The sequence below is a fragment of the Amycolatopsis sp. lyj-90 genome (assembly GCF_046549035.1).
GTDB lineage: Bacteria > Actinomycetota > Actinomycetes > Mycobacteriales > Pseudonocardiaceae > Amycolatopsis.
Map to the genome: position 1 here is coordinate 571,809 of NZ_JAJPWP010000003.1, position 25,723 is coordinate 597,531.

The following is a 25,723-nucleotide window of genomic DNA, read 5'->3' on the forward strand; positions in this document are numbered from 1 at the left end:
GGGAGGAAGCTTGTACCGACAGGGGACGGCCGGTATTCACTGGGGAGGGGAACGGGATGGACTTCGCGCCTACCGCTGAACAACAAGAACTTCGTGACCGGGTGATCCGGTTCGCCAAGACCACGATCGGTACCCGTGCGGCGGAACACGACCGGGAAGGCACGTTCGACGAGGACGGCTGGAAGCTGTGCGCGGATTTCGGCGTGCTCGGCTGGCCGATCGCGACCGAGTACGGCGGTTCCGGCTACGATCCGCTCACCGCGATCATGGCCTACGAAGGTCTCGGCTACGGATGTGCCGACAACGGCCTGGTGTTCGCGATCAACAACCACGTGTTCGCCTGCGCGGTCTACATCGCCGACCACGGAACGGAAGAGCAGCGGCGGCGGTGGCTGCCGCCGCTGTGCGACGGCTCGATGGTCGGGGCGCACGCGCTGTCCGAACCGGAGACCGGGTCGGACATGCTCGCCCTGACCACCAAGGCGGTCCGGTCCGGGGACGGTTACGTCCTGACCGGCACCAAGAAGTTCATCAGCAACGGTCCGCGCGCCGATCTGTTCATCGTGTTCGCCAGGACGAGTGAAACGGAAGCACCGCAACGGTCGATCTCCGCCTTCGTGGTGGAGCGGGACACTCCCGGTCTCTCCGCGGAACTGATTCCCAAGGCCGGGTTGCGGGGCACGCCGATGGGCGAGATCGTCTTCGACGGCTGCGTGCTCCGCGAGGATCAGCGGCTCGGCGCCGAAGGTGCCGGATATCAGCTGTTCACCTCCACCATGGAGTGGGAACGCGGGTTCATGTTCGCCAGCGGGGTCGGTGTGCTGGCACGACTGCTCGACCGCTGTGTCGAATACGCGAGCACCCGTCAGCAGTTCGGCCGGGCGATCGGCGCTTTCCAGGCGGTTTCGCACAAGATCGCCGACATGCGGGTGCGGCTGGAACTGGCGCGGCTGTTGCTCTACAAGGTCGGCTGGCTGCGCTCGCGCGGCAGGCTCGCCCTGCACGAGGCGTCGATGTTGAAGCTGTATGTCAGCGAGAGCCTGAGCGTCAGCGCGCTGGACGCGATGCAGATCCACGGCGCCCGTGGCTACACCGAAGAACTGGGCATCGAACGGGAACTGCGGGATGTGCTGGCGGGCACGATCTACGGCGGTACCTCGGAAATCCAACGGTCCATCATCGCCGGCCTGCTCGGTGTTCCCACGTCGGTCTGAGGAGGACGAATGCACGACTATCGGCTCGATCTGGAAAAACCGCTGATCGACGCTCATCTCGACGAATTGCGCCGCCGCGTCTACTTCGTGTCGGAGGACATCGTCGACTTCCAGCTGGTCTTCTCCGGCAACGAGGTGGTCGCCGTGGTGGTGACGACCGACGAGCCCGCGGACGCCGGCGAGCTCTCCAGGAAACTGGAGTTCGTCGTCGAGAACGACGTCCGGACCCAGCTGCCGACGCCGCCGAAGGTGGTGTGGCGATCGGACTCCACCCGGGTGCCGCTTACCGACGTCTTCGAGGGAATGCTGGCCGATGGCGTGGTGCACGAGATCGGCCCCGGTCAGGTGGCGCTCGGCGAACCGGCGATCACCGCGCTGAACACGCTGGACGGATTGCTGCGCCGCATCATCGACGACGAATTCGACGCGCGCGAGTACCGGTATCCCACGCTGCTCCCGGTCACCGCGCTGCATCGCAGTGGCTACCTGTCGTCGTTCCCGCAGCACATGATGTTCGCCGCCCGGCTGGACGGCGACGTCGACACCTATCGCGCCTTCGCGAAGGAAGTCACCGAGCGCGCCCAGATCGGTGAACACATCCTCGGGAAATGCGGTCCGGTGGACCGGTGCCTGCCGCCGACGATGTGCTACCACACCTTCGACCAGTTCTCCGGGTCCACATTGGACAAGGAGAACATGGTGGTGACGGCGAAGGGCGGATCGTTCCGGCACGAGGCCCGCTACCACCGGACACTGGAACGGCTGGCGGACTTCACTATCAGGGAAACGGTCTTCCTCGGCTCGGCCGAGTTCGTCCGGAGCGCCAGGGACCGGTTCCGGGACCGGGCGATCGAACTGGTCGCCGAACTCGGGCTCGCCGGGCGGTGCGAGGTCGCCAACGACCCGTTCTTCGCCAGTGTCGAAGGAGCGGCGCGAGCGTCTTCGCAACGGCTGCTCGAACTCAAGCACGAGCTGCACCTGGATGTCGGCCCGCAGGGGCAGAGCATCGCGGTCGGCTCGTTCAACCTTCATGAACAACATTTCGGAGAGGCCTTCGGCATCAAGGGCCCGGACGACGAGACGGTGTATTCGGCCTGCGTCGGCTTCGGGCTGGAGCGCCTGACCTACGCGGTGCTGTGCCAGTACGGATGGGACATGGCCGGCTGGCCGGAACCGCTACGGGAACGGGCCGAGCGGCTTCTTCGAGCGACCAGGGGAGATCGATGACGGACACCACTACGGTCAGGCGCGTCGGCGTACTCGGCGCCGGCACGATGGGCATCGGTGGCGCGCACGCGTTCGCCGCGGGCGGATTGCCCGTGGTGCTGGTGGACACCTCCCGTGCCGCCCTGGACCGCGCACGCGACGAGATCGCCAACAACGCCAGGCTCTACGGCATGCTCAACCGCGCGCTCGCGGGAAGCACGCCCGCGGACGTGCTCTCGCGCATCACTTTCACCACCGAGGCGGACGAACTCGCCGACGTCGACTTCGTGGTGGAGAACGTCACCGAGAACTGGGAGGTGAAGCAGGACCTGTACCGCGAGATCGACCGGATCTGCTCACCGCGGTGCGTTTTCGGGGTGAACACCTCGGCCATTCCCATCACCAAGATGGCCTCGGTGACCGAACGCCCGGACAGGGTCATCGGAACCCATCTGATGAACCCGGTACCGCTCAAGCCGCTGGTCGAGGTCATCCGCGGGTTCCACACCTCGCCCGAGACCACCGAACTCACGCGTGAGGTCTTCCGCCGTATCGGCAAGGATTGCGTCGTGGTCGAGGATTCCTCGGGTTTCGTGACCAACCGTGTCGCGATGCTTTCGGTCAACGAGGCGATTCTCCTGCTCCAGGACAACATCGCCTCGGCGGGCGACATCGACCGGCTCTTCCGGCAGTGCCTCGGGCACCAGATGGGACCGCTGGAGACCGCGGACCTCATCGGGCTGGACACCGTGCTCTATTCCCTCGAAGTGCTGCTCGACAATTTCAACGATCCCAAGTTCCGGCCGGCCCCACTGCTCCGCAAACTGGTCGCGGCCGGCCGACTGGGCCGCAAGAGCGGCCATGGTTTCTTTCCCTACGAGCCGGTCAACGCCGGGACGATGGCAGGTGCCGAATGACTGAGGACCGCATTTCGATCATCCGCGCTTTCATCGCGCAGAACGTCCGTGACACCGAACTCACCGACGATCACGACATCTTCGCCACCAGCAGCGTCAGCTCGATGTTCGCCGTCCAGCTGGTGATGTGGGTCGAGCGGACCTTCGGCGTCGCCGTGGTCCCCGCCGACCTCGACATCGCCAACTTCCGGACGGTCAACCACGTGGCCAAGTTCGTCGAGTCCAGGCTCGGCGCCGTCGCCGAGAAGGAAGGCGCCACGGCGTCGTGACCACGACGTCCTCGGCCGTCTCCCCGGTGGCAGCGCCCCTGCCCGGCGCGCTGCCACCGGGGGCCTGCCACGTGTGGTGGGCGAGTACCGCGCAGGCGTCCGAAAGGCACCTGGCACTGCTGGACCCGGTCGAACGGGCGCGCCGTGCCGGGATCGCGGGGCAGGCGGACCGGGACCGGTTCACCGTGGGCTGCGCGCTGCTCCGCCTGACGGCGGGCGGCTACACCGGCGTGGCACCGGAGCGGGTCCGGATCACCCGGTCCTGTCCGGACTGCGCCCTCCCGCACGGCAAGCCCGCCGTCCTCGACGGGGACATCGAGGTCTCGGTGTCGCATTCGGGCAAGCGGATCGCGGTCGCGGTGTCGCGGGCCGGTGCCGTCGGCGTCGACGTCGAAGAGATCCGCGCCGACGCCGACGTCCGGGGGATGGCCGCGTACCTGCTGTCCCCTGCCGAAGCGGCCCGGCCCGCCATCCCCGGCGTCGACGAGTTCGCGGCTTTCTACGCGTCCTGGACCAGGAAGGAAGCCATCGTCAAGGCGACGGGTGACGGATTGAGGATGCCCTTGGCCGGTCTCACCCTTTCCTCGCAGGGAGAAAAGGTGAGGCTGGTGGCGGCGGAGGGCCGGGAGGAACTGGCAGGCCAGGTCACGATCAGAGACCTCACGGCGGGCCACGGGTATGTCGCGTCCGTCGCGGTGCTCGGGGCGCGGCTCCTCGAGGTTCGCGAACTGGACGGGAGCACGCTTTTGGCGTGAAGACGCAACCGGTTCCGCTCTGTGGACGTGCTGGTCCGCACGGACGGTCGCTGCCGACAATGACCCGCATGACCGGAACCGGCCTGACCGACGAAGCCACCTACGACCGCACACGGCTCGCGCAGTGGCGTGCCGGGCAAGCGCGAGGTGACGGGATGTCCCGGCGCGGGCTGCTTCGCCTGGCGGCCGGCGGCACTCTCGCGCTGACGGCGTTCGGGACGCTTCCGGTGGGGATGGCGTCGGCCGCCTCGCCGATCGTGAAACCGTTGCCGCCGGAGTTCTTCGAGGTCTACGGCACCAACGCGGAAACGCGCTGGGAGGCTCTGAGCGGTCAGGGTTATCTGACGCCGATCGACCGGTTCTTCGTGCGGAACCACACCGCCACCCCGTCGATCGACGCCGCAGACTGGCGCCTGAAGCTGTTCGGAACGGGGCTGCGCGGTGCGCCGACGGCGGACAGGCCCGTCGAGTTCACCTACCGCGACCTGCTCCGGTTGCCTTCGGAGACGATCACCTCCGCCATCGAATGCGCGGGCAACGGCCGGAGTTTCTTCACCAGCCAGCAGGGGCAGGCGGTGGCCGGCACGGCGTGGAAGCTCGGCGCGATCGGGGTCGCGCGCTGGCGCGGTGTCCGGCTCTCCACCGTGCTGGCCAAGGCGGGACTGACACGGCACGCGGTGGACGTCCTCCCGGAAGGACTGGACGCCGACTACGTGACCGGCGGGGTCAACCTGGGAAAGGTTCGCCGTCCCTTGCCGATCGCGAAAGCGTTGCAGGACGTCTTGCTGGCCTACGAGATGAACGGGCAGCCGCTCCCGCCGGACCACGGCCACCCGGTACGGCTCGTCGTGCCGTCCTGGGTGGGCATTTCGTCGATCAAATGGCTGGGGCGCGTCGAAGTCTCGGAAACGCCGCTGATGTCGCCCTGGAACACCCAGTACTACCGGCTGCTCGGGCCGGGCTATCCGGCGGAGGGCACGGTGGTGACCCGGCAGGTCGTCAAGAGCGCGTTCGAACTGCCGTGGAACGCCGAATTCGCGGCGGACGGCAGGCATGTGCTGCGCGGCCGGTCGTGGTCGGGCAACGGCCGGATCCGGCGCGTCGAAGTCGACGCCGGCACCGGCTGGCGGCAGGCGAAGTTCGTGGGCACTTCGGCGGACCGCGGCTGGCAACGCTGGGAGATCCCGTGGCGCCCCAAGGCTTCCGGCACGCACACCCTGCGGGCGCGGGCCACCGACATCACCGGTGCCGCCCAGCCGGACGTCACCCCGCACAACACCCAGGGCTACCTGTTCGACGCCGTCGTCCGCCATCCGGTCCGGGTGGTGTGAGATGACGCAGTCGGTCGCGGTGAACGGGGAACCGACCGTCGAGCTGACCCTGGCGTTGCGGGTGAGCACCGACTCCGAGCACGCGGCCGCGATCGCCGCGCGCCTGCTCCGGTCCTTTGAGGACACTGTCGGCGTGACGCTGACGGCACGGACGTTCCACGAGGGCGAGACGAACTCCGGTCAGGTCGTCGAACTCGCCGGACGGCGGCGGCGCCTCAGCGATTCCACGCCACCACTGCGTATCGAGCCTGATTCGCGGCGAGTGCTGTTGTGCGGCGAGGTCCTGGATTTCACCAGGCTGGAGTTCGATCTCCTGCTGTTCCTGAGCCGGAACCCGGACCGCGTCTTCGACCGCGGCACCCTGATGGCGCGGGTGTGGGAACTGAGCGGCGGCAACGGACGGACCGTGGACGTCCACGTCCGCAAGATCCGCGGGAAGCTGGAACCCGTGCTGACGCCGATCACCACGGTGCGCGGGGTCGGCTACCGGTTCGACGGTGCGGGCCAGGTACTCATCGCGGACTGAGTGAGGAGTCTGCGAAGTTCGGCTCAGAGTCTTCAGGCGCCTTGGACTCGATGGCGACTGAAGAGTTGTATCGAGCCACGGTCTTCCGGAGTTGGTCGGCGTGTTGGTAGATGTCTTCGACCGCCGCGATGGGGATACGTGTCTCGACCTTGTTCTCGTCGAAGATACCGAGGTACTTCTTTGAACGGTTGAACCACAGCCGGGCGATAGGCTTGCGATTGTTGTCATCGAGAAGTACGCCGAAATAGGTCTTCGTGTCACGGGCGACGATCCGCGCTGCCGGGACCTCTCCGCAAACGATGGCACGTACGATCCGGTACCCCTCGAGTTCTTCTTCGGTAGTGACCACATCGCCGTTGCTGTCACGCGCCCTTGCTTCCTCGGGCACTGCTGGCTGGCTCTCGGCGGGAGTACCTTGCTCGGGAAGTTCGGACGCTCCGCTTGAAACGCTGACGAAGGAATCGGGCCCGCCCAGTGCGTTCTTCAGCCGGTCGTTGACCTGCTCGTTGAGGAACTGGCGGGCCGCCTTGTCCACGAGCGGGGCGAACTGTTCGCGAACTCGTTGGGTGAAGGACCCTTCGTAGACACGGCAGGCCAGGAACTTCACCCATTCGTCCTCGGGCGTCTTGAACTGGGTCGCGAGGATGCGCTTGATCTGGCCGATGTACTTGAGCTCTTCGGCCGCGTTGATGACCGAGTCCAAGTTGAAGGACTCTTTGCTCAGCTTCGCGAGCTCTGGGATGAGGGTATCGTCGATATCCGAAAAATCCAGGACCAGAAAGGGCTTCGCGTCCATTCTGTTCGGCGCGTCCAGGTCGGTGTAGAACTGGTACGTCTCGCCGTTCGTGAGGATGGCGATCCTTGCGTTGGTGACGGCGAAGTACCGGAAAAGCTGGGACGCGTGCTCGATGCGAAGCGGATCGTTGATCTTTTTGGCCTCGACCAGGACCTGCACCTGCCCGTCGTGCACGATGGCATAGTCGATCTTCTCGCCCTTTTTGGTTCCGACGTCGGCCGTGAACTCAGGGATGACTTCGGCGGGGTTGAAGACGTCGTAACCAAGGACTGTACTTATGAAGGGCATCACGAAAGCGTTCTTGGTGGCTTCTTCCGTTTGGATATCGGCCTTGTGCTTCCGGATCTTCAGAGCCAGAGCTTGTGCGCGCTCTGCGATCTCCATGCTTGCCCTCCATTTGACATGTTCTCGGGCGGGCCTCGGCCGCGCCTGTCCCCAGAAGCTCGCGTCTGTGTTGCGGGACATAGGTCGTTGGCAGCGGCTCTCGTGTTACATCCGGTGATCTATCGACTACATGGGAGGTGGTCAAGTGGCTGCGTAACAAACCCGGGCGCCGGAAGGCCGTGGGGTCGCGGCGCATGATCTATCGCTCATGATCATCACCCGGGCAAAGCCGGAATGTCAGGATACGAACCGTGACTCCGACCTACGTTCTCGTCCACGGCTCCAACAGCGCCTCGTTCACCTGGGGCCCGCTGCAGCGCGAGCTCGCCCTGCTCGGCCACCGCACGCTGGCCGTCGACCTTCCCGGCCACGGCTTCAGCGCCGGTTTCCAGGCGGCCTACCAGGCGCCGCAAGACCTCGCGGCCCTGGCCTCGGCGCCGTCGAACCAGGCAGGCGTCACCGCCGCCGAAGCCGTCGAGCACGTGATGGACATCGTGCGCGAGGTCGCCGTGCACGGGCCGGTCATCCTGGTCGGCCACAGCCGCGGCGGGGTCGTGCTCACCGGGGTGGGCAACGCCGTCCCGGAGCTGATCGAGCGGATCGTCTACGTCTCCGCGTGGTGCGCCGTCGACTTGACGCTGGGCGAGTACATGCAGGAGCCCGAGTACGCGACCAGCGCGCTGAACGACGTCGGCGGTGTCGTCGTCGCCGACCCCGCCGCGCTCGGCGCGCTCCGGATGAACTGGCGCACCGCCGATCCCACACTGCTCGCCGCGTTGAAGACGGCGATGCTCGAAGACGGCACCGAGCAGGAGTTCTTCGCCTACCTCAACACTCTTGAGCCGGACGAGAGCCTCGACGCCGGTACCGAGAAGGCCGACGCCGCCACCTGGGGCCGGATCCCGCGCACCTACGTCAGGCTCACCGGAGACCTGTCGATCCCGCTCGCGCTGCAGGACCGCTTCATCAAGGAGGCGGACGCGCTCACGCCGGACAACCCGACCGACGTGCGTTCGCTCGAAAGCAGCCACGTCCGCTTCCTCATCCACCCGAAGGAGGCGGCGGCCATTCTCGCCGGGCTCGCCTGAGCCCCGGGGTACTGTTCCGCAGGGGGGAGGAGGAGACCCGAGAACGATGACGGACGGACCATTCACCAAGGGACACCTGATCACGCTGCTGATCAGTTCCGCGATCGGGGTGGGATTCGGGGCGGGGTGGTGGTTCTTCGGAGCCTCTTCCGTCTCCGGCGGATCGATGCCGCTGGTCGTCTTGGGCGTCCTCGCGGTACTGGGCCTGGTGGGCTGGCTCGTCCTGACCGCCCGTCGCGGTGCCGGGCTGCCCGCGGGCGGCGGCCGGGAGGAGAGCCCGTTCGGCAAGCGGTACGGGATCGCCGTGTTGCTCATGCTGGTGGGGATCTTCGCCGGAGCGCGGGTGCTCTCGGCGGTCTTCGAAGCTCCCGAAGCCGTGCCCGCGTGGGTGCTGTTCGTGGTCGGCTTGCACTTCCTGCCGTTCGCGAAGCTGTTCGGTTCACGGCGTTTCCTGGTGCTGAGCGTGTTGTTGTGCGTCGTCGCCGTGCTCGCGGCCGTGCTCGCGATCGCGGGCTGGACGGCGGCCTGGCAGCTCGTGCCGGGCTTCGGCGGGGCCGTGATCCTCTGGGCGACCGTCGTCGCCGGGCTGCTCGATACGGCTCGTCAGGGAGCGACGAGCCCGGCTTCGTAGCGAAGATCGTCAGCTGGACCCGGCTTGCGCCCGATGACGGCGAGGGCTCATGCGGGTCGCGAGGAGGCCTTCGCGATTCCGGCATGATGCGGTCATGACCGAGCCCGCCCATCCGTTCGCCCCGCCCGCCCACGAACGCCACTGGATCGAAACCGTCACCGAACTGGCGAAGGACTTCGCCGCGACGGCCGCCGAGTTCGACGAAACGGCCGAACTGCCCATCGCCAACCTTCGCGCGTTGCACGCGACAGGACTCGACAGGGCGACATTGCCCGCGGAGTTCGGTGGCGAGGGCCTCAGCTATCGGGCCTACGGCGAGATCGTCCGGATCCTCAGCGCCGCTTGTCCCTCGACGGCGTGTATCTGGGTGATGCACATCGGCGCCGCGGTCGGCCTGGTCCAGCTGTCCGATCCCGCGACGGGCCGCTTCTACGCCGGGGAACTCATCGGCGGCAAGCGGTTCGCCAACGCGCTGTCGGAACCGAGCAGCGGCAACATGTTCCTGATGCCGCAGCAGATCGCCGAGCCCGTCGACGGCGGATTCGGGCTCACCGGCGCCAAGCGGTTCGTCTCCGGCTGTGAGGCCGCAGACCACTTCCTGGTCAACGCGCTCGTCGGCGGCGTGCCCACCTTCTTCGGCGTAGCGCCGGACGACACGATGACCTTCGTGCCCATCTGGGACACGATGGGACTGCGCGCGAGCCGCAGCCAGCTCGTCTCCTTCGAAGGGACCGTCCTGCGGGAAGACCGCAGGTGCCCGCCTTCGGCCGAAAGGCGCCCGAACCACATCTCGGCCGGGCTCGCCTTCTTGTCACTCGGGATAGCCGACGCGGCGGAGGACGCTCTCGTCTCGCACGCCCGAAGCCGCGTCATTCCCGTGACCGGACAGCCGCTCGCCGAGATGCAGTGGCTGCGGTTCGAAGTCGCGGATGTCCACACTCGCCTCGAAGCCGCGCGCATGTACGCCCAAAACATGGCGTGGCTGGCGGATCAGAACTCGCCGGAGTTCCTGCCCGCGACCATGACGGCGAAGGTGCTCGCGAACGACATCGCCCGCGATGTCGCCCAGCTGGCGCTGAAGGCGGGCGGCGGTTCGGGTTTCCTGCGCACTTCGCCGATCCAACGGCTGTTCCGGGACGCGCAGGCGGGCGGGCTGATGGCCTATTCGGCCGAAGTCTGCAAGGACCTGATCGGGAAGACGGTGCTCCTGCCGCAGGACTGACCGCGGATGGACCCGGCCGGGTGACGTCACGCCCGGCCGGCCCCGCCGAAGCGGGTCAGCAGCAGCCGGTGCCGCAGTCACAGTCGCACCAGTCGTCGTTCCGCATGATCATCCACCTCCTCTTCCGGGTTCGTGGTCAGGCGGGCACCACGCGCCGGGAAGGGGATCTGCGCAGCTCTCGCCGGACATCCCGGACAGCATGGAAGTGAGTTCGGCGCGCAGCGCGCCGAGCCGTGTCATCTCCGCGTCGATTTCGGCGAGATGGCGTTCGAGCATGGTTTCGGCGGGTTCGCACGGGCACACCCCGGTGTCGCGCACGCTCAGCAGATCGCCGATCTCCGTCAGCGTGAGCCCGAGCCGCTGGGTGCCCCGGATGAACCGCAGCCTGTCGATGACGCCCTCGTCGTAGCGCCGGTGTGCCCCGGTGGTCCGCGCCGGTGCGGGCAGCAGGCCGATGCGCTCGTAGTAGCGCACGGTGTCCGGTCGCACCCCGGCTCGTGACGTCACCTGGGACATGGTCAACGCCGTCAGCGCCGTCGTCGCTTCGGTTCGCATGTCCCGAGGGTAGAACTTGGACCCGGCTCCAGAATCAAGTCCGGAATTCGACCGGGCTCGCGAGGAGAAGACGACGGCGCGGCGTGTCCGCATCATTCGAAAGGGTGGAAACGGCGAGAGGACGGCACGGTGACTGACTTCCGGTACGTGATCAGGGACCTCACCACGGAGGGTGAACAGGTCGACGCCCTGGTGTCCGAGCTGGACGACGCGGGATGGGATCTGCCCACCCCCGCGGGCGGCTGGTCGGTCAGGCACCAGATCGCTCATCTTTCCTTCATCTTCAAGATCGCCGGACTGGCCGCGGCCGAGCCGCAGAAGTTCGCCGAAGTCATGAAGAGCTCGATGACGCGGGGATTCGACGCCGCCGTCAACGCGGCCCTCGACGACTACCTCGGTGACCCCAACGAGGTCCTCCTGAGCCGGTGGCGCGCCGAACGCGACGCCGGTATCAAGGCGCTCGCCGCGGTCCCGGCGGACCAGGTCGTGCCGTGGCTGGTCAACCCGCTGCCGCCGGCCATCCTCGCCTGCGCGGGGATGATGGAACTGTTCGCGCACGGCCAGGACGTCGCGGACGCGTTGGGGGTACGTCCGGAGCGGACCGACCGGCTCGCGTACCTCGTCGGCTTCGCCGTCCGCGTGCGGGACTTCGGCTACGAGGCCCGGGGCCTGACCCCGCCGGAGCAGGAATTCCGCTTCGAGATCACCTCGCCGTCCGGCCAGCTGTGGACGTTCGGACCCGAGGACTCGCGGCAGCGGATCACCGGCAGCGCGGAGGACTTCTGCCTGCTGGTCACACGGCGCCGTCACCGCGACGACCTCGACGTCCGTGCCGAAGGCGCGCTGGCGGACCACTGGCTGGACATCGCGCAGGCGTACCGCGGGCCCGCGGGCGAGGGGCGCGCGCCGGGGCAGTTCGACCGCTGAGAACCGCACCACGTCCACGGTGATTTACGGCATCCTGGAAGTCGCGATCAACTCCACTCGGTGCGATCGTCGAGGCACACGGGGTCTAGGAGGCGATCGTGGCACGGGTGTGGTTGATCAGGCACGGGGAAAGCGAGACGAACGCGGGGCTTCCCGGCGGCGAGCCGGGTGCCTCGGTGCTGACCGAACTGGGCAGACGGCAAGCCCGCGAAATCGCGAAATCGCTGGCCGAGCCGCCTCGGTTGATCGTGACGTCGCCGTTCGTGCGGGCGCGGCAGACCGCCGAACCGACGATCGAACGGTTCCCCGGCGTGGAGTGCGAGGAGTGGCCTGTCCAGGAGTTCACCTTTCTCGGCGAACTCCATGGACAGGTCACCACCACGGCCACCCGGAAGCCGTACACGGAGGCGTACTGGAACCGGGCCGATCCGCACCACGCGGTGAACGGCGCGGAATCCTTCGCCGCGCTCTTCACCCGGACCCAGGAATTCCTGACGCGGCTGGGCGAGCGGGAACCCGGGCCGATCGCCGTCTTCACGCACGGACTCTTCATCCGCGCCGTCATGTGGTCGCTGCTGACCGGGACCACCACCCCGGACCGTGAGGCCATGCGCGGATTCCGCACGTTCGCCGACACCTATCTCGTGCCGAACGGCGACATCACCGAACTGCGGTACACACCGGGGAAGCGGATTCCGCGAGTGGTGGTCCCGCTCGCCTCCCGGTTCGCCGCCCGCTAGGGCTTCAGCAGCAGCTGGAGCTTGTTCACCCCGGTCATGTGCGGGCTGGGGATGAACGCGGGCGGAGCGGCCGGATCGGTGCGCAGATCGGGGAACCGGTCCAGCAGGATGTTCAGCGCGGTCTTGCCTTCCAGCCTGGCGAGCGGAGCGCCGATACAGAAGTGGATCCCGCGGCCGAACGCCAGGTGCGGGTTGTGCGCCCTGGCCGGATCGAAGGTCCCCGGATCCGTGAACGTGCGCGGATCCCGGTTCGCCGCCGCGACCCAGACGAAGAGCATGCTGTCCGCCGGGATCGTCCGGCCGCCCAGTTCGACCTCGGTCGTGGTGGCGCGCGCGACGAGCGCGAACGGGCTGAGGAAACGCAGCGATTCCTCGATGGTGGCGGGCAGCAGCGAACGGTCCTCTCGGACGCGCCGGTACTCGTCCGGATGGGAATCCAGGCACAGCACGGTGTTCCCGAGCAGCATCGTGGTGGTGATGTGCCCGGCGAGCAGCAGCACGTTCGCGAAGTTGACGACTTCGTTCTGAGTCAGTTTCTCGCCGTCGACCTCGGCTTCGACGAGTTTGGTCAGCAGATCCTCGCGCGGGTTCCGCCGCCTGTCGTCGACGTGCTCGGAGAGGTAGTTCACCAGGTTGTTCACCTGCTCGCGCGTTTCCTCGGCGGCCTTCTTGTCCTCCTCGGTCTGCTTGAGCAGCGACCGCTGCTGGCTGTTGTTCAGCAACTTGTCGACCCATTCCTTGAACAGGTCGCGATCGCCGGCCGGGATACCGAGCAGTTCGGCGATGACGATCACCGGTAGCGGATAAGCCAGGTGGGTCACCAGTTCCATCGAGTCCGCGCCATCGACGGTGTCGAGGAGTTCGTTCGTCAACTCGGCGATCCGCGATTCGAGATCGGCGACGACCTTCGGGGTGAAGGCGTGACTCACCAGCGTGCGCAGCTTCTTGTGGTCCGGAGGGTCCATCTGGAGCAGGTTGCCTTCGACGAACTGGTCCTTCTCCGGCGACATCTCCGCGGGGATCAGGCGGGCGGTGTCGGAGGAGAACACCTTGGGATCACTCAGGGTCTTCAGTGCCTCGGCGTGGCCGTAGACGTGCCACATGCCCGCCTCGGGATCGAAACGGACCGGGTCGGCCGGGAATTCGTCCCGAAGCCAGAACTGGCTTTCGTGGACACCCCAGGTTTCGGCGATCGTGGTCATGGCTTGCCCCCTTCTTCTCGTGGTGGAAGAGCTCGGATCAGGCGGGCTCCTCGGTGCCGTCCTGCCGGTAGATCCAGGCGCGATAGGACGAGACCAGCTCCCGGAACGCTTGGATCACTTCGGCCGCGGTCGCGGCCACGTTCGCCGGGGACGGCGGCTCCGGCGGCTCGAACGCCCTCCGGATGACGTGCGCGAGGGCATCGGCCTTTTCCTCGGCGGTGAGGCCGGTGCCGTCGGTGGTGAAGCTGTCCATCAGGTAGAACCCCAGCGCCGAGGCGCGCAGGGTGAAGAGCAGGTCCGGGATGTCGTCGCGCAGCAGCCCGCGGTCGGTCATCGTCTTCAGGTACCGCTCGGTGACGACGGCGTCCTGATCCTGCAAGGGATGTTTCTTCAACCGGCCCAGCAGTTCGGTGTTGCCGGTGATGAGCGCGCCGAGCAACGGATTCCGCTGGGTGTACAGGAAGACCGTCCGCTGGAATCGATGCGGGATGACTTCCGCCGGATCTTCGTCCAGCCGGTCGAGGAGACTCTCGGCCGCCCTGAGCGATTCACGCAGGAGCAACGCGTGGAAGAGGTTTTCCTTGGTGCGCCAGTGCAGGTAGACCGTGCCCTTCCCGACGTCGGCCTGCTTCGCGATGTCCTCGATGGTCACCTTGCGATAGCCCAGCCGGATCAGCAGGACGCCGGCCGCGTCGAGGATGCGATCGGCGCGGCCGGCGGTGCGGTCCGGACGTTCTGCCACGTGTGCTCCCAGTCTCTGACTTCATGACCAGATTTGCTTATCTGGTCATCCGGTCAGTACGACGGTAGCGCCGAGGTGACGGGTCCGGCAAGGAAAACGGCGGTTTTTACCGCAGACGGTGGGCGAGCAGGAACTTCCAGATGACCGGGGTCGCGTTGATGACGGTCGGGGTGGCGGAGTCGTTGTTGGGCGCCGTACTCGGCCAAACGTGCCCTGCGCCTTCGACGCGGTAGTGCTGGAGCGAGCAACCGAGCCAGCGCTGGACGGTGACGTCGGTCTTCGGCGAGTACTGGATCGGGCGCGGGAAGCAGCCGTTCCGGTCCGCCCATCCGGCGAGCCAGTCCGGCAGTGTCGGCAGGCCCTTGGCGGGATTCCCGGTGTACGGGATCGTCGCGTCGGCCGTGCCGTGGAAGTCGAGGATCGGCGCCGGGCGCGACGGGTGGCATTCGCCGCCCTGCGGGTAGAACGCGCCGGCGACCGGTGCGAACGCCGCGATCCGGCCCGGCATCCGGCAGGCGAGCACGCCGACGAACCCGCCGCCGTTCGACTTGCCCGTCGCGTAGATCCGGCGGGAGTCGACGCACAGTTCCCGCTGGAGTGCGTTCAGCAGGTCGCTGGTGAAGAGCACGTCGTCGGCGGCCGCCGAGTACGGTGCGCCGGTCCAAGCCGATTCACCGTCAGTGCCCGGAAGTCCTTGCGGGTAGACGGAAATCGCGTCATACGCGGAGAACCCGGAGAGTTCCTCCTGGTACTTCGAGGTCCGCTTGTGGCCGTGGAACGACAACACCAGCGGGTACGACCGCGACGGCCGGTACCGCTCGGGCACGTGCACCGTGTACTCGCGGACCAGGCCACCGGACGTCAAAGTCCGCAGCGTCGTCGCTCCCGCGGGCACCGGGGACGGACGGTGGCAGCCGGTGGTCGGCACCGGACGATCGATCGGCGACGGCGCGGCCGACGCCACCGGTGCGGCGAGCAGGGTCAGTCCGGCAGCGGCGGCCGCCATCAGCGCGAGACGGCGTAGATACTTCGTGGGACCAGGCACGCGATCCTCCTTGATCGGGCGGCGGGGCGGTGATCAGGGTCACTCCCGGCACCGGCCTGGTCAGCATTGTGTTCATTGAGTTTTCGGACTGCTTTTCCTGTCACTCCGTCGTGGCCGCGATACCGGGGCCACGGCAGGTCAGCCGCAGGCCTTTTTCGCCTCGAGTACCCGGGTCAGTGCCTCGTCGACCCGGGCGGCCGGGAGCTCGCCGGACGCAAGCGCTTGCTCCAGCGTGGTCAGCACCGTGCCGACGTTGCCGCCGGAGGACCACAACGCCTGATCCGCCCCCGCCTGCAAGGCCTTGAGGACCGCCGTCGGCAAGGGGTACTGCGCCGTGATCGCCTTCATCGCCCCGAGATCGTCCGTGATCACCGGGCCGTCGAACGCGTAGTCCTTCCGCAGCAGCCGGTACGCCGGCGCCGAGAGAGTCGACGGGGTTCCGCCGGTCAGATCGGGCACGTCCAGATGCCCGACCATGACGCCGACCTCGCCGTACTCGCCGATGTCGCGGTACGGCACCAGGTCGACCTTCCGCAGCGAGGCCAGCGGTGGCGTGCGCACCAGTCCCTTGTGGGAGTCCCCGGTGGCGTGCCCGTGCCCGGGGAAGTGCTTCAGCACCGGTTGCACCCCGGCGTCCCGCAAGCCCTGCGCGAACGCCAGGACGTACTTGCGCGCGACTTCGGGATCCGAGCCGAACGAACGGTCGCCGACGATGTCGCGGTCCGGCTGGTCCGTGATGTCGGCGTCGGGCGCGTAGTCGACGGTGACGCCTCGGGCCCGCATCTGCTTGCCCCGCTCGGCCGCCTTCGTCCGCACCTGTGCCGGCGTCAGGGTCGCTGCCATCTTCCGGGCGCTCGGCATGGCGCCGTCGAGGGCGTCGATCCGCTGAACGCGGCCGCCTTCCTCGTCGATCGCCACCGACACCGGGACCTTCGCGGCCCGCTGCACCTCGTCCAGCGCGCGGTTCTGCAGCAGGGCGGTCTCGTTGCCGCCGAGGAAGATCCCGCCGATCTGCTGATCGCGCACCAACTTCACCACAGCCTGGGGATCGCCGGCGTTCACGCCGACCACCACCAGCTGGGCAAGCCGCTGCCGGGGGCTCATCCCGGCGATGACAGTTCCGCAACCCGGATCAGGTGCCTCCTCCGCCCTCGGTGACGGCGAGGAAGGAGGCGGGATGACGCTGGACGGACTCGAAACAGTGCTGCTGCGCGGCGGTACCGTCCCGGCCGGTTGTGCCGATCCGGCCTGTTCGTTCGCCGTACCGCACTGCACGCTGGTGGCCAGAACGGCGGCCGCTCCCAGGATGACGGTCGTCCATCGCTTCGTCGTCTTCGGGCGCCCGGAGTTCATCAGCTCGTTTCGTTCGTCGTCCATGCCGGTACCGACGGTAACCCCAGTTGCCCTTTAGTACGCGCTCGCGTGCCCTTTCGTTCGTGATCGTGCGGGCTCGGGCCTCGGCTCCACCTCCCTCCTCTTTCGTGTTCTCCCTCGTCAAACCGCTGTTCGGCCTTGACAAGTCGATCTGCTCCGCCGTAGATTACCACATGGTTATGGAACCGCAAGGTTATCGAATGGCTCTTGTCGCCGCGGCATGAGAGTCCGATCGTGAGAACTCGAACTCGTGAGAAGGCTCAGAACCTGTGAAAACGGCTCGAGCTTGTGAGAACAGAAAGGCGGGCGACCGTGGCCCAGGATCTGCTCGATGCCACCTTCGCGGCACTCGCCGACCCCACCCGCCGCGCGATCCTCGCGCGGCTCGCGCGCGGCGAGGCCACTGTGACGGAGCTGGCCGAGCCGTTCGCGATGAGCCAGCCGGCCATCTCCAAGCACCTGAAAGTGCTGGAGCGGGCAGGGCTGGTGGCACGGGGGCGTGACGCCCAGCGTCGCCCCTGCCGCCTGGTGGCCGAGCCGCTGAAGAACGCGAACGAATGGCTCGGTGGCTACCGCCGCTACTGGGACGAGGCCTTCTCGCAACTGGACCTCGTCCTCGAAGACGAGTTGCGGCACCCGGAGCGCCGGGACGAGACCGACTGACCACCGCACGAGCGGAAAGGAACAACACGATGGGACGCACTCTCAGCGTGGTGAAATCCGGCGATCTCGAGATCGTCATGACGAGGTCCTTCGACGCGCCGAAGGCGCTGGTGTTCGACGCGTGGACCAAACCGGAGCTGGTTCGCCGCTGGTTCGGTCCGCGCGGCTGCGAGGTCGTCGAGTGCGAGATCGATCTGCGCGTCGGCGGCAGGTGGCGCTACCGGCTGCGTCACGACGGCGGGATGGAGATGGTGCTGCAGGGCGTCTACCAGGAGATCAGCCGTCCGGAAAGGCTCGTGTCCCTGGAGACGAACGAGGACTGCGACGCCTCGGAAGGGCAGGCTCTGGCGACGCTGACGTTGGTCGAACACGGCGGAGTGACCACCCTGACCCAGGTGCTGCGGTACGGCTCGGAGCGGATCCGGGACGCCGTGCTCGAATCCGGGATGGAGCGGGGCGTCGGCGAAGGCTTCGACAAACTGGCCGAGGTCGTGGCCGTCTCCGCGAGGGCGTGAACACGATGAACGCCATCGCGGACCGCTATCGCGTCCGGGCCGACGCCTTCGAGAGCAAGGTCGCCGCCGTCGGAGCCGGGCAGTGGGAGAACAGGTCTCCGTGCGCTGATTGGAACGCCAGGGATGTCGTCGGGCACATCGTCGACATGCACGGCGCGATGCTGCGCCCGGTCGGACGTGAGCTCGGGCCGGCGCCGTCACTCCTGGAAGACCCGCTCGGCGCCTTCCGGGCGGCTCGTGCCGATGTCGAGGCCGTCCTCGCCGATGCCGTGCTCGTGGCCACGGAGCACGAGACACCGGCGGGGAAGATGACCGCCGGGCAGCACATCGACCAGGTCGTCAGCGCCGACATGGTGGTCCACGGCTGGGATCTGGCCCGTGCCACCGGTCAGGACGGCACGATCGACCCGGCGGAGGTCGCCCGGATGTGGCCCGGAGCGCAGGAGATCCCCGACCAGATGAGGATCCCCGGTGCCTTCGGGCCGGGAATCGTCGTCTTCGGTCCCGAAGTGAAAGTGCCCGAGGACGCGCCTTTGCAGGACAGGCTGCTCGGGCTGCTGGGCCGCGATCCGAACGCCTGACAGCGGTCAGACGTGAATGCCCCGGTGTCGCCGGGCCGGCCGGGAAGGAACCGGGACCTCGGCGGCGTCGGTCCCCTTGGCCGCGGCCAGGACACGCTCCAGAACCGACAGAGAGGTGGTGAGCAAGGAGATCTGGTTCTGGATCCGGGTCTTGGCGATCTCCAGTTCACCGGTCATCTCCGGTGAAGGCACCAAATGTGTGTCGTCGCCGGAAACACAGGGAAGGAGTTCCGCGATCTTGCCGCTGCACAACCCGGCCGAATAGAAGAGCTGGATCTGCAGAACCCGGGCGATGTCGTCCTCGGTGAAGGTCCGGTAGCCGTTGCCGCTCCGGTCGGGACGCAGCAGGCCTTCCGTCTCGTAGTACCGCAACGAGCGGACGCTCACCCCGGTCCGCTCCGCCAGTTCGCCGATCCGCATGAGGCCACAGTAACCGGGGACACCGAGGTTGACCGTGACGCCGGTGTCAGGGTTTAGCTTCGCGTTCATGAGGCTGCTCGAAGAATTTCGCGGTGCCGCGATGCGGTTGCCGAACCGCGTCGCGATGGCCCCGATGACCCGGGGGCGAGCCGACGACAAGACAGGCGTGCCACATCCGCTGACAGCCGAGTACTACGCGCAACGTGCGAGCGCCGGCTTGATCGTGAGTGAAGGTGTCTGGGTCACCGAGACCGGCAAGAGCGGTCCGGGTATCCCCGGCCTGGCGACAGACCGCCAGGCCGAGGCCTGGCGTGAGGTGACGGAGGCCGTGCACGAGGAAGGTGGCCGCGTTTTCGCGCAGCTCTGGCACGCAGGCCGGGTCTCCCACCCCGGTGTGATGGGCCGGACCCCGGTGGCGCCATCGGCGGTCCGGCAGGCCGGACGGATCTTCGTGGCAGGCGGCTGGACGGAGACGGTCGAGCCCCGCGCGCTCGGCGAGGACGAGATCGGCGAGGTCGTCCAGGACTTCGCCGCGGCGGCACGCCGGGCCGTCGACGCCGGGTTCGACGGCGTGGAACTCCACGGTGCCAACGGATACCTCATCCAGGAGTTCCTCGCCCGCAACACCAATCGCCGGGAAGACCGTTACGGCGGTTCGCCCGCCGCCCGGATCGGTTTCCCGCTCGAGGTGGTGGCGGCCGTGGCCGAACAGGTCGGCGCGGCCAGGGTCGCTCTGCGGATTTCGCCGGGCAACCCGGAGAACGACATCGTGGAAGACGACTGGAAGGAGGTGTATTCACGACTGCTCACAGAACTACGCCGGCACGAGCTCGCGTACCTGCACGTCATCGACACTCCGGAGGCCGAGGCGCTGTCCTACCTGCGGCCGTTGTGGCCGGGGGCGCTCGTCGCGAACCTTCGCTCTGAGGAGCCGACGTCCCAGGCCGAAGGTGAGTCCTTGCTCGAAGCCGGGCTGGCCGACGTGGTCGCCTTCGGCAGGCTGTTCATCGCGAACCCGGACCTGCCCGCCCGATTCGCGCTCGACGCCCCGCTCGCCCGGGCGGACCACGCCGTCTACTACGGCGCCCGGCTCGACGGCTACACCGATTTCCCGGCTTTCGAACCGGACTCGGCGAAGTTCGCCTGTTCGGCGCGCAGCTGATCTTCGCGGCCCGCTCTACAGTGCGGGGATGGTCAAGACGGCAGTGGAAATCGCGGCGGCTGTGCGTGCCAAGGAACTCGACCCGGTCCAGGTGACCCGTGAGGCGTTGGCCAGGATCGCGGCGGCCGACGGGGTGATCGGTGCGTTCCGCCGGGTCCGGGCCGAAGAGGCGCTCGCCGAGGCCGCGGCCGTCGCCGAACGCGCGGACCTGGCCGACCTGCCCCTGGCCGGAGTTCCGATCGCGGTCAAGGACGTCGCGCCGGTCGAAGGCGAGTACGCCTCGTGGGGATCGCGTGCGGGCTCGTCGACGGTGTCCAAAGAGGACGGTGAGATCGCGCGACGCCTCCGCGCGGCCGGCGCGGTGATCGTCGGCCTGACCCGGGTGCCGGAGCTGTGCATCTGGCCGTCGAGCGACGATCCGGACGGGACGGCGCGCAATCCGCGTAATCCGTCCTACGCCGCGGGCGGTTCGTCGGGCGGGAGTGCCGCGGCCGTCGCGGCCGGGCTGGTGCCCATCGCGCACGGCACCGACGGCCTGGGCTCGATCCGGCTGCCGTCCGCGATGTGCGGCATCGTCGGCCTCAAACCGGGCAAGGGCGTGGTCCAGGTGCCGGGTGAGGACGGCTGGTTCGGCCTGTCCACGCACGGTCCGATGACGACCACCGTGGCCGACGCGGCCGTGCTGATGTCGGTCCTCGCGGAACAGCCCGGCCTGGCGGACCTCGCCGACCCGAAGCGGTCCCGCATCGCCCTGTCGACTCAGGTCCCGTTGACGAGGGCGCCGTTGCCGCGCGCATTCAGCCGGGCCGTCGCCCAGGCCGGAGAGCTTTTCCGCGCGGCCGGGCACACTGTCGCGCCCGGAACGCCCCGGTACAGCGCAGGAGCCATCGGCGGCCTCCTAGCGCGGTGGGTCGCGGGCCCGGCCGAACAAGCGGCCGAGTTCGATCTCGGCGCACTCCAGCCCCGGACGCGCACGCACGTCCGGCTCGGGCATCTGATGGCGAAACGGGTCCGCGAGACCACCCGCGAGCGCTGGCTGGAGCGTGCCGAAGAATTCTTCGCCGACCACGATGTCCTGGTCACGCCCATGCTCGCGAGTCTCCCGCTCAAGGCCCGCAGGTGGCACGAAAGCCGGTGGATCGCCAACGTGCTGCCGTCCGTACGCGTCGCGGGCTTCGCCGGTCTGTGGAATCTCGCGGGCTATCCGGCCATGTCGGTGCCGGTCGGCGTGCATCCTTCGGGCATCCCGGCCTGCGTTCAGCTCGTCGCCGCGCCCGGCGGGGAAGCGCTCCTCCTCGGCCTCGCGGCCCAGCTCGAAGCGGCCAACCCCTGGCCCCGCACCACCACCTCCTGACCCTGGAAAGAGAGCAAGGGACCTTTGCTATCACTCTCCGAAAGAGAGTGATAGCAAAGGTCCCTTGCTACTTCGCGCTGGTCAGGAGCCGGTTTTGGCGGGCGACGGCTTCTGGCCGTTCGCCTTCGGGCCGTTCTGCTCGCCCTGTCCGTTCTTCGGCGCAGCGGCGGCAGGCGCCGAAGAAGCGGGCTTGGCGGGAGCGGGTTTGGCCGGGGCGGCGGCCTTCGACGCGGGCTGCTCGGCGGGCTTGGCGGCAGGCTTCGTCTCTTCGGCCTTGCTGTCGCCGCCGACGAGCTTCGAAGCGTGCGGGATCACCGACTCCTCGGGCAGTGCCGCGAGCATCGTCTCGCTGCCCTTCAGGACCTCGTCGGCCTGCAGCAGGCTCTTGCGGGCCTGCTCGCGGATCTCCGCCAGCCTCTCGACCTTCCGCTGGGCGGCGGTCGTGCGCTGGGCGGCCGTCGTCGTGGCCTCGTCGAGCCGGCGCTTGGCCTCGGCGGTGGCCTCGTCGACGCGGCGCTTGGCCTCCGCGGTCGCTTCCGCGATCCGGCGTTCGGCCTGGTTCTTGCTGGCCGTCTGCTGGTCGGCGATGTGCTTCTCGTGCGACGTGCGCTGAGCCGTGATCGTCTGCTCGAACTCGCGCTCGATCTTCCGGCGCTTGCGCTCGGCCTCGTTGTCCAGCAGTTCCCGGCGCTGGGCGGCCTCGACGGTCAGCCGGTGGACCTCGGCCCGCGTCTCGGCGAGCGCGGATTCGTGCTCGGAGTGCAGCGCGTCCGCCTGCTTGTCCAGTTCGGCGACGAGCCGCGTGTAGCGCTCGCGGAGCTTCTTCGACGCCTCGCTCGAAGACGCCCAGTGCTTCTCGGCCGCGACCTCGGCACGCTTCGTGACCTCTTCGGCACGAGCCTGCGCGAGCGTGACGGTGCGCTGCATCCGCTCGTCGAGGTCCTCGAGCCGCTCCGGCGGCTTCTTGAGCTCCTCGATCCTGGCGTTGAGCTTCGCCACCTCGTGGCGCACGGTTTCGAGTTCGCGCGACGCCGACGTCGCCTGGGCGATCGCGGCGTCGCGGTCGGTGATCACGCGATGCAGCTGGGCTTCGAGATGATCCAGATACTGGCGCACTTCGTTCCGGTCGAAGCCGTGCCAGGCCTGGGTGTACTCGCGCCGCAGGGGCAACAGGCCGTTGTCTCGCTCGGGAACCATGGTCACGACGGTACCTGCGTACCCGGCGTCGCCGTTGTCAGGCTTGGTGATTCACCGACGTGTGTCGTCTTTCAGCTGCTGTTCCTCACCTGAACGGCCGCCACCCGTGTGCGCAGTGTCACCAATGGAAGCCGCGGCTGAGCCGGGCGAGGGCCATCGCGGCGCGGGACAGATGCTGCTCGCCCTTGCCGATCTTGAGCCCGCCGCCGCCACCCGCGGCCGCCGAGTCCGGGAACACGCGGAATCCTTGGTAGGCCACGGCATCCGTGAGCCCCGGGGTGAGCGTGTAGGCGAGACCGATGGCCTGCCCGGCGGGTGTGCCGATGTGCTTCGGACGTTCCTTCAGCGCCTTCATCACCATGTCCGCGGCCTGATCCGGCGATTTCGTCGGAAACGCGTCATAGATCTTCGTCGGCCGGATCATCGGCGTGCGCACGAGTGGCATGTGGATGGTCGTGAAGGTGATTCCGTCGCCGTGGGTCTCGGTCGCGGCGATCCGGGAGAAATAGTCCAAAGCGGCCTTCGACGCCGCATACGCCGAAAAGCGCGGCGCGATTCCCTGCACACCGATCGACGAGACGTTGACGATGTGCCCGAATTTCCGTTCGGACATATGCGGCAGTACCGCGAGGATCAGCCGGACCGCGCCGAAGTAGTTGATCGCCATCGCGCGTTCGTAGTCGTGGAACCGGTCGTACGACAGTTTGATCGAACGCCGGATCGACCGGCCGGCGTTGTTCACGAGCATGTCGATCCGGCCGTGGTCGGCGAGCATCGCGTCGACGGCCTTGTGCACCGACTCCTCGTCGGTCAGGTCGGCCGGGTACACCGACGCCGTGCCGCCCGCGGCGATGATCTCGTCCCGGACCTCTTCGAGTTCGTGCTGGCGCCGCGCCACCAGCAGCGGCACCCCGCCCGCCGCCGCGACCTTGATCGCGGTCGCCCGGCCGATCCCCGACGACGCGCCCGTGATGATCACGCGACGGCCGTCCAGTTCGCCGCGAGGACCGTGCTTGCGCGCGCGGAACGGGTCCAGGTGCTCACGCCAGTAGCGCCACAGGGTGGGCGCGTAGTCCTCGATCCGCGGCACCTCGACACCGGAACCGATGAGCGCCTTGCGGGTCGACGCCGACGAGAACACCGACGGGAACGCCATCGTCTCCAGCAGCACCGGCGGGATGCCGAGCCGCTCCATCACGGCGTCGCGCGCGATCGTGAAGCCGGGGATGTGCTCGCTCAGCTTCACCAGGTTGACGATGCCCTTGGACACGCGTTCGTTGAGCTGCACGGAGATCGTCGGCGCGCCCGCCGCCTTCGCGAAGGCGTTGTAGACCGAGACGACCGGCTGCGGCTCCGGGTTGACCAGGTGGAACGCGCGTCCGTCGAGGCCCTTGGTGGTGACCAGCGCGAGCAGCGACTTGGCGACGTAGTCGACCGGGACGACGTTGGTGTCGCCGAGGTCGGGGCCGACGATCGGCACGTCGGGCAGCCCGGCCAGCCTGCTGATCGCGGGGAACAGGTAGTACGGGCCGTCGATCTTGTCCATCTCGCCGGTCTCGGAGTTCCCGACCACGACCGCGGGCCGGTACACCCGCCACGGCACGTCCTGCTGCTCGCGCACGAGGCGCTCCGCTTCGAACTTCGTGCGGTGATACGGCGTGACGAGCCGCTGGCCGACGTCGAACATCTCCTCGGTGAACATGCCTTCGTGGTCGCCCGCGACGGCGACCGAGGACACGTGGTGCAGGCAGCCCGCGTTCAGCTCGGCGGCGAGCGCGATCACCTGCGTGGTGCCTTCGACGTTGGCCTTGATACTGGCTTCGTCGTCGGCGGTGAGGTCGTAGAGGGCGGCGAGGTGCACGACGTGGTCGACACCGCGAAGGGTCTCGCGGTCCTCTTGGCCGACGCCGAGCAGAGGTTCGCCGAGGTCACCGGTGACGAGGGTGACGCGTTCCGGATGCGGCCAGGCGTTCACGAGCTTCGCGAGTTTGTCCCGCGAGGACGCGCGGACAACGAGCGCGACCTCGTCGACGTCCTCCCTGGTGAGCAGCAGCCGGGTGAACTGGCGCCCGATCAGTCCGGTCGCCCCGGTCACCAGAAAAGTCGCCATCTGCTTCACCCTTCACCGTGTTCGCCCGCGTCCACCGGCATTCTGCTGCATCACCACGGCGCTGACCACCACGGCACCCGTGAAGTTACTCACGGGTAACTAGGCCGGGTCGGCGATGACGACCCGATTTTCGGCATAGCCGGTCTCCCCGCCGACCCAGCGGCCGCCGCAGGTGACGAGGACTATCCGATGTGGACCGGACTGGCCGAACAACTCGTCCGCCCGCTGCGGCAGTTCGTTCTTCTTCAGCGTGATCAGCTGGGAAACCTTGTACTGCCAGGACTTCCCGGCCTTGTCGACCACGGTGACGGCGCCGCCGATCCGCTCGGTCCACAGCTCCGCGAACGGGCCTGTCGCGCCCTTCCAGTTCACGTGCCCGGCGAACACGCTCGCCCCGGTCGCCGAACTCAGCTCGGCGCCCCACCAGGTCACCTCGCCGAGGTTTTCCGGCACCGGCAGTTCCGCGCCCGGCCCGAGTTCCTTGCGCACGAGTTTCGCCGCGCCGCCCGCGGGCAGCCGGATCGTCCCCGGGCCCTGCGGTTTCGGGGCTTCGGGTTCCTTCGGCGGCGGCGGAGTGGCCGAAGGCGTCGTGGGGACGATCTCCGGCGGCGGCGGAGCGACATCTTGCTGCGCAGGTGCGGCCGGGGCGCCGCCCGCGACGGAGACGGAGACGGGCTGGGCCGTCCCCGCCACCACGGTCGTCGGCGGCCAGATGATCAAGGCCGCGACGAGGTCCGCGCACAGGACCGTGACGGCTCCCAGCGCGAACCCGCGTCGTACTGACATTCCTGAACCCT

At 68.0% G+C, this 25,723-nt stretch carries 27 protein-coding genes; 17 read left to right on the forward strand and 10 right to left on the reverse strand.

Going from position 1 to position 25,723, the window contains the following annotated elements:
- Positions 1-56: 56 nt before the first annotated feature.
- The 7 genes from ACLJPX_RS14240 (at position 57) to ACLJPX_RS14270 (ending at position 6,218) form a co-directional block, all read left to right on the forward strand.
- Positions 57-1,214, forward strand: a complete 1,158-nt coding sequence (locus ACLJPX_RS14240; protein WP_410600489.1) for an acyl-CoA dehydrogenase family protein — start codon at positions 57-59, stop codon at positions 1,212-1,214.
- A 9-nt stretch (positions 1,215-1,223) separates the two neighbouring features.
- On the forward strand, positions 1,224-2,441 hold the full coding sequence (locus ACLJPX_RS14245; RefSeq protein ID WP_410600490.1) for a hypothetical protein: 1,218 nt from the start codon (positions 1,224-1,226) through the stop codon (positions 2,439-2,441).
- Positions 2,438-3,337, forward strand: a complete 900-nt coding sequence (locus ACLJPX_RS14250; protein WP_410600491.1) for a 3-hydroxyacyl-CoA dehydrogenase family protein — start codon at positions 2,438-2,440, stop codon at positions 3,335-3,337. Before ACLJPX_RS14245 ends, ACLJPX_RS14250 begins: the two co-directional genes overlap by 4 nt.
- Positions 3,334-3,606: an acyl carrier protein gene (locus ACLJPX_RS14255; protein WP_199192894.1), complete on the forward strand. Its 273-nt coding sequence runs from the start codon at positions 3,334-3,336 to the stop codon at positions 3,604-3,606. The genes ACLJPX_RS14250 and ACLJPX_RS14255 overlap by 4 nt, the downstream gene beginning before the upstream one ends.
- Entirely contained in the window at positions 3,603-4,361 is a 759-nt protein-coding gene (locus ACLJPX_RS14260; RefSeq protein WP_410600492.1) for a 4'-phosphopantetheinyl transferase family protein, read from the forward strand. Before ACLJPX_RS14255 ends, ACLJPX_RS14260 begins: the two co-directional genes overlap by 4 nt.
- Positions 4,362-4,429: 68 nt before the next feature.
- Positions 4,430-5,692 carry a sulfite oxidase gene (locus ACLJPX_RS14265; protein WP_410600493.1) on the forward strand — a complete coding sequence of 421 codons (1,263 nt, stop codon included), beginning with the start codon at positions 4,430-4,432 and terminating at the stop codon, positions 5,690-5,692.
- A gap of 1 nt (position 5,693) precedes the next feature.
- Positions 5,694-6,218 (forward strand): winged helix-turn-helix domain-containing protein, encoded by a 525-nt coding sequence (locus ACLJPX_RS14270; RefSeq protein ID WP_410600494.1) that lies wholly within the window; start codon positions 5,694-5,696, stop codon positions 6,216-6,218.
- Here the strand turns inward: ACLJPX_RS14270 and ACLJPX_RS14275 are convergent.
- Positions 6,205-7,398, reverse strand: coding sequence for a type I restriction endonuclease (locus ACLJPX_RS14275; RefSeq protein ID WP_410600495.1), 1,194 nt, complete (start codon positions 7,396-7,398; stop codon positions 6,205-6,207). The genes ACLJPX_RS14270 and ACLJPX_RS14275 overlap by 14 nt on opposite strands.
- A 251-nt stretch (positions 7,399-7,649) precedes the next feature.
- Here ACLJPX_RS14275 and ACLJPX_RS14280 point away from each other — a divergent pair, with 251 nt between their 5' ends.
- The 3 genes from ACLJPX_RS14280 to ACLJPX_RS14290 all read left to right on the forward strand — a co-directional run bounded on the left by ACLJPX_RS14280 (position 7,650) and on the right by ACLJPX_RS14290 (position 10,339).
- Complete coding sequence (locus ACLJPX_RS14280) at positions 7,650-8,486, forward strand: alpha/beta fold hydrolase (protein WP_410600496.1); 837 nt, start codon at positions 7,650-7,652, stop codon at positions 8,484-8,486.
- A gap of 46 nt (positions 8,487-8,532) precedes the next feature.
- Entirely contained in the window at positions 8,533-9,117 is a 585-nt protein-coding gene (locus ACLJPX_RS14285) for a DUF7010 family protein (RefSeq protein ID WP_410600497.1), read from the forward strand.
- Positions 9,118-9,211: 94 nt separating this feature from the next.
- Entirely contained in the window at positions 9,212-10,339 is a 1,128-nt protein-coding gene (locus ACLJPX_RS14290) for an acyl-CoA dehydrogenase family protein (RefSeq protein WP_410600498.1), read from the forward strand.
- 108 nt (positions 10,340-10,447) lie between these two features.
- Here ACLJPX_RS14290 and ACLJPX_RS14295 read toward each other — a convergent pair whose 3' ends face one another.
- Complete coding sequence (locus tag ACLJPX_RS14295) at positions 10,448-10,894, reverse strand: MerR family DNA-binding protein (RefSeq protein WP_410600499.1); 447 nt, start codon at positions 10,892-10,894, stop codon at positions 10,448-10,450.
- Positions 10,895-11,023: 129 nt separating this feature from the next.
- Between ACLJPX_RS14295 and ACLJPX_RS14300 the strand changes: the two genes are divergently transcribed.
- The gene (locus tag ACLJPX_RS14300; RefSeq protein ID WP_101610556.1) at positions 11,024-11,821 is read left to right on the forward strand and encodes a TIGR03084 family metal-binding protein; all 798 of its coding nucleotides are present in this window, start codon (positions 11,024-11,026) and stop codon (positions 11,819-11,821) included.
- A 98-nt stretch (positions 11,822-11,919) separates the two neighbouring features.
- Positions 11,920-12,561, forward strand: coding sequence for a histidine phosphatase family protein (locus ACLJPX_RS14305; RefSeq protein WP_410600500.1), 642 nt, complete (start codon positions 11,920-11,922; stop codon positions 12,559-12,561).
- On the opposite strand, the gene ACLJPX_RS14310 is transcribed toward ACLJPX_RS14305, so the two are convergent.
- The 4 genes from ACLJPX_RS14310 to ACLJPX_RS14325 all read right to left on the reverse strand — a co-directional run bounded on the left by ACLJPX_RS14310 (position 12,558) and on the right by ACLJPX_RS14325 (position 16,927).
- Positions 12,558-13,763, reverse strand: coding sequence for a cytochrome P450 (locus ACLJPX_RS14310; protein WP_410600501.1), 1,206 nt, complete (start codon positions 13,761-13,763; stop codon positions 12,558-12,560). The genes ACLJPX_RS14305 and ACLJPX_RS14310 overlap by 4 nt on opposite strands.
- 37 nt (positions 13,764-13,800) lie before the next feature.
- Positions 13,801-14,505: a TetR family transcriptional regulator gene (locus ACLJPX_RS14315; RefSeq protein ID WP_410600502.1), complete on the reverse strand. Its 705-nt coding sequence runs from the start codon at positions 14,503-14,505 to the stop codon at positions 13,801-13,803.
- A 106-nt stretch (positions 14,506-14,611) separates the two neighbouring features.
- Positions 14,612-15,550 (reverse strand): alpha/beta hydrolase family esterase, encoded by a 939-nt coding sequence (locus ACLJPX_RS14320; RefSeq protein WP_410600503.1) that lies wholly within the window; start codon positions 15,548-15,550, stop codon positions 14,612-14,614.
- A 138-nt stretch (positions 15,551-15,688) separates the two neighbouring features.
- On the reverse strand, positions 15,689-16,927 hold the full coding sequence (locus ACLJPX_RS14325) for a glycoside hydrolase family 3 N-terminal domain-containing protein (RefSeq protein WP_410600504.1): 1,239 nt from the start codon (positions 16,925-16,927) through the stop codon (positions 15,689-15,691).
- A gap of 309 nt (positions 16,928-17,236) precedes the next feature.
- Here ACLJPX_RS14325 and ACLJPX_RS14330 point away from each other — a divergent pair, with 309 nt between their 5' ends.
- The 3 genes from ACLJPX_RS14330 to ACLJPX_RS14340 are packed head-to-tail and all read left to right on the forward strand — an operon-like array spanning position 17,237 to position 18,683.
- Complete coding sequence (locus ACLJPX_RS14330) at positions 17,237-17,587, forward strand: ArsR/SmtB family transcription factor (protein WP_101610550.1); 351 nt, start codon at positions 17,237-17,239, stop codon at positions 17,585-17,587.
- 29 nt (positions 17,588-17,616) lie between these two features.
- On the forward strand, positions 17,617-18,102 hold the full coding sequence (locus tag ACLJPX_RS14335) for an SRPBCC family protein (protein ID WP_410600505.1): 486 nt from the start codon (positions 17,617-17,619) through the stop codon (positions 18,100-18,102).
- Between the two features lie 5 nt (positions 18,103-18,107).
- The gene (locus ACLJPX_RS14340) at positions 18,108-18,683 is read left to right on the forward strand and encodes a TIGR03086 family metal-binding protein (protein WP_410600506.1); all 576 of its coding nucleotides are present in this window, start codon (positions 18,108-18,110) and stop codon (positions 18,681-18,683) included.
- Between the two features lie 6 nt (positions 18,684-18,689).
- Here ACLJPX_RS14340 and ACLJPX_RS14345 read toward each other — a convergent pair whose 3' ends face one another.
- The gene (locus tag ACLJPX_RS14345; protein WP_410600507.1) at positions 18,690-19,172 is read right to left on the reverse strand and encodes a MerR family transcriptional regulator; all 483 of its coding nucleotides are present in this window, start codon (positions 19,170-19,172) and stop codon (positions 18,690-18,692) included.
- On the opposite strand from ACLJPX_RS14345, the gene ACLJPX_RS14350 reads away from it, so the two are divergent.
- Both ACLJPX_RS14350 and ACLJPX_RS14355 read left to right on the forward strand, forming a co-directional pair.
- A complete protein-coding gene (locus ACLJPX_RS14350; RefSeq protein WP_410600508.1) occupies positions 19,171-20,265 on the forward strand; it encodes an alkene reductase in 1,095 nt (364 codons plus the stop codon). The genes ACLJPX_RS14345 and ACLJPX_RS14350 overlap by 2 nt on opposite strands.
- A gap of 28 nt (positions 20,266-20,293) precedes the next feature.
- A complete protein-coding gene (locus ACLJPX_RS14355) occupies positions 20,294-21,619 on the forward strand; it encodes an amidase (protein WP_410600509.1) in 1,326 nt (441 codons plus the stop codon).
- 81 nt (positions 21,620-21,700) lie between these two features.
- On the opposite strand, the gene ACLJPX_RS14360 is transcribed toward ACLJPX_RS14355, so the two are convergent.
- The 3 genes from ACLJPX_RS14360 to ACLJPX_RS14370 form a co-directional block, all read right to left on the reverse strand.
- Complete coding sequence (locus ACLJPX_RS14360; protein WP_410600510.1) at positions 21,701-22,816, reverse strand: cell division protein DivIVA; 1,116 nt, start codon at positions 22,814-22,816, stop codon at positions 21,701-21,703.
- Positions 22,817-22,934: 118 nt separating this feature from the next.
- Positions 22,935-24,926 carry an SDR family oxidoreductase gene (locus tag ACLJPX_RS14365; protein ID WP_410600511.1) on the reverse strand — a complete coding sequence of 664 codons (1,992 nt, stop codon included), beginning with the start codon at positions 24,924-24,926 and terminating at the stop codon, positions 22,935-22,937.
- Between the two features lie 99 nt (positions 24,927-25,025).
- Positions 25,026-25,712, reverse strand: coding sequence for a class F sortase (locus tag ACLJPX_RS14370; protein WP_410600512.1), 687 nt, complete (start codon positions 25,710-25,712; stop codon positions 25,026-25,028).
- Positions 25,713-25,723: the final 11 nt, after the last annotated feature.

What these genes read in the sequence shown, in the direction of transcription:
- ACLJPX_RS14240 (WP_410600489.1), top strand. Translation starts at nt 57, where the DNA reads ATGGACTTCGCGCCTACCGCTGAACAACAAGAACTTCGTGACCGGGTG.
- ACLJPX_RS14245 (WP_410600490.1), top strand. Translation starts at nt 1,224, where the DNA reads ATGCACGACTATCGGCTCGATCTGGAAAAACCGCTGATCGACGCTCAT.
- ACLJPX_RS14250 (WP_410600491.1), top strand. Translation starts at nt 2,438, where the DNA reads ATGACGGACACCACTACGGTCAGGCGCGTCGGCGTACTCGGCGCCGGC.
- ACLJPX_RS14255 (WP_199192894.1), top strand. Translation starts at nt 3,334, where the DNA reads ATGACTGAGGACCGCATTTCGATCATCCGCGCTTTCATCGCGCAGAAC.
- ACLJPX_RS14265 (WP_410600493.1), top strand. Translation starts at nt 4,430, where the DNA reads ATGACCGGAACCGGCCTGACCGACGAAGCCACCTACGACCGCACACGG.
- ACLJPX_RS14270 (WP_410600494.1), top strand. Translation starts at nt 5,694, where the DNA reads ATGACGCAGTCGGTCGCGGTGAACGGGGAACCGACCGTCGAGCTGACC.
- ACLJPX_RS14275 (WP_410600495.1), bottom strand. Translation starts at nt 7,398, where the DNA reads ATGGAGATCGCAGAGCGCGCACAAGCTCTGGCTCTGAAGATCCGGAAG.
- ACLJPX_RS14285 (WP_410600497.1), top strand. Translation starts at nt 8,533, where the DNA reads ATGACGGACGGACCATTCACCAAGGGACACCTGATCACGCTGCTGATC.
- ACLJPX_RS14290 (WP_410600498.1), top strand. Translation starts at nt 9,212, where the DNA reads ATGACCGAGCCCGCCCATCCGTTCGCCCCGCCCGCCCACGAACGCCAC.
- ACLJPX_RS14295 (WP_410600499.1), bottom strand. Translation starts at nt 10,894, where the DNA reads ATGCGAACCGAAGCGACGACGGCGCTGACGGCGTTGACCATGTCCCAG.
- ACLJPX_RS14310 (WP_410600501.1), bottom strand. Translation starts at nt 13,763, where the DNA reads ATGACCACGATCGCCGAAACCTGGGGTGTCCACGAAAGCCAGTTCTGG.
- ACLJPX_RS14325 (WP_410600504.1), bottom strand. Translation starts at nt 16,927, where the DNA reads ATGGACGACGAACGAAACGAGCTGATGAACTCCGGGCGCCCGAAGACG.
- ACLJPX_RS14335 (WP_410600505.1), top strand. Translation starts at nt 17,617, where the DNA reads ATGGGACGCACTCTCAGCGTGGTGAAATCCGGCGATCTCGAGATCGTC.
- ACLJPX_RS14340 (WP_410600506.1), top strand. Translation starts at nt 18,108, where the DNA reads ATGAACGCCATCGCGGACCGCTATCGCGTCCGGGCCGACGCCTTCGAG.
- ACLJPX_RS14350 (WP_410600508.1), top strand. Translation starts at nt 19,171, where the DNA reads ATGAGGCTGCTCGAAGAATTTCGCGGTGCCGCGATGCGGTTGCCGAAC.
- ACLJPX_RS14345 (WP_410600507.1), bottom strand. Translation starts at nt 19,172, where the DNA reads ATGAACGCGAAGCTAAACCCTGACACCGGCGTCACGGTCAACCTCGGT.
- ACLJPX_RS14355 (WP_410600509.1), top strand. Translation starts at nt 20,294, where the DNA reads ATGGTCAAGACGGCAGTGGAAATCGCGGCGGCTGTGCGTGCCAAGGAA.
- ACLJPX_RS14360 (WP_410600510.1), bottom strand. Translation starts at nt 22,816, where the DNA reads ATGGTTCCCGAGCGAGACAACGGCCTGTTGCCCCTGCGGCGCGAGTAC.
- ACLJPX_RS14365 (WP_410600511.1), bottom strand. Translation starts at nt 24,926, where the DNA reads ATGGCGACTTTTCTGGTGACCGGGGCGACCGGACTGATCGGGCGCCAG.
- ACLJPX_RS14370 (WP_410600512.1), bottom strand. Translation starts at nt 25,712, where the DNA reads ATGTCAGTACGACGCGGGTTCGCGCTGGGAGCCGTCACGGTCCTGTGC.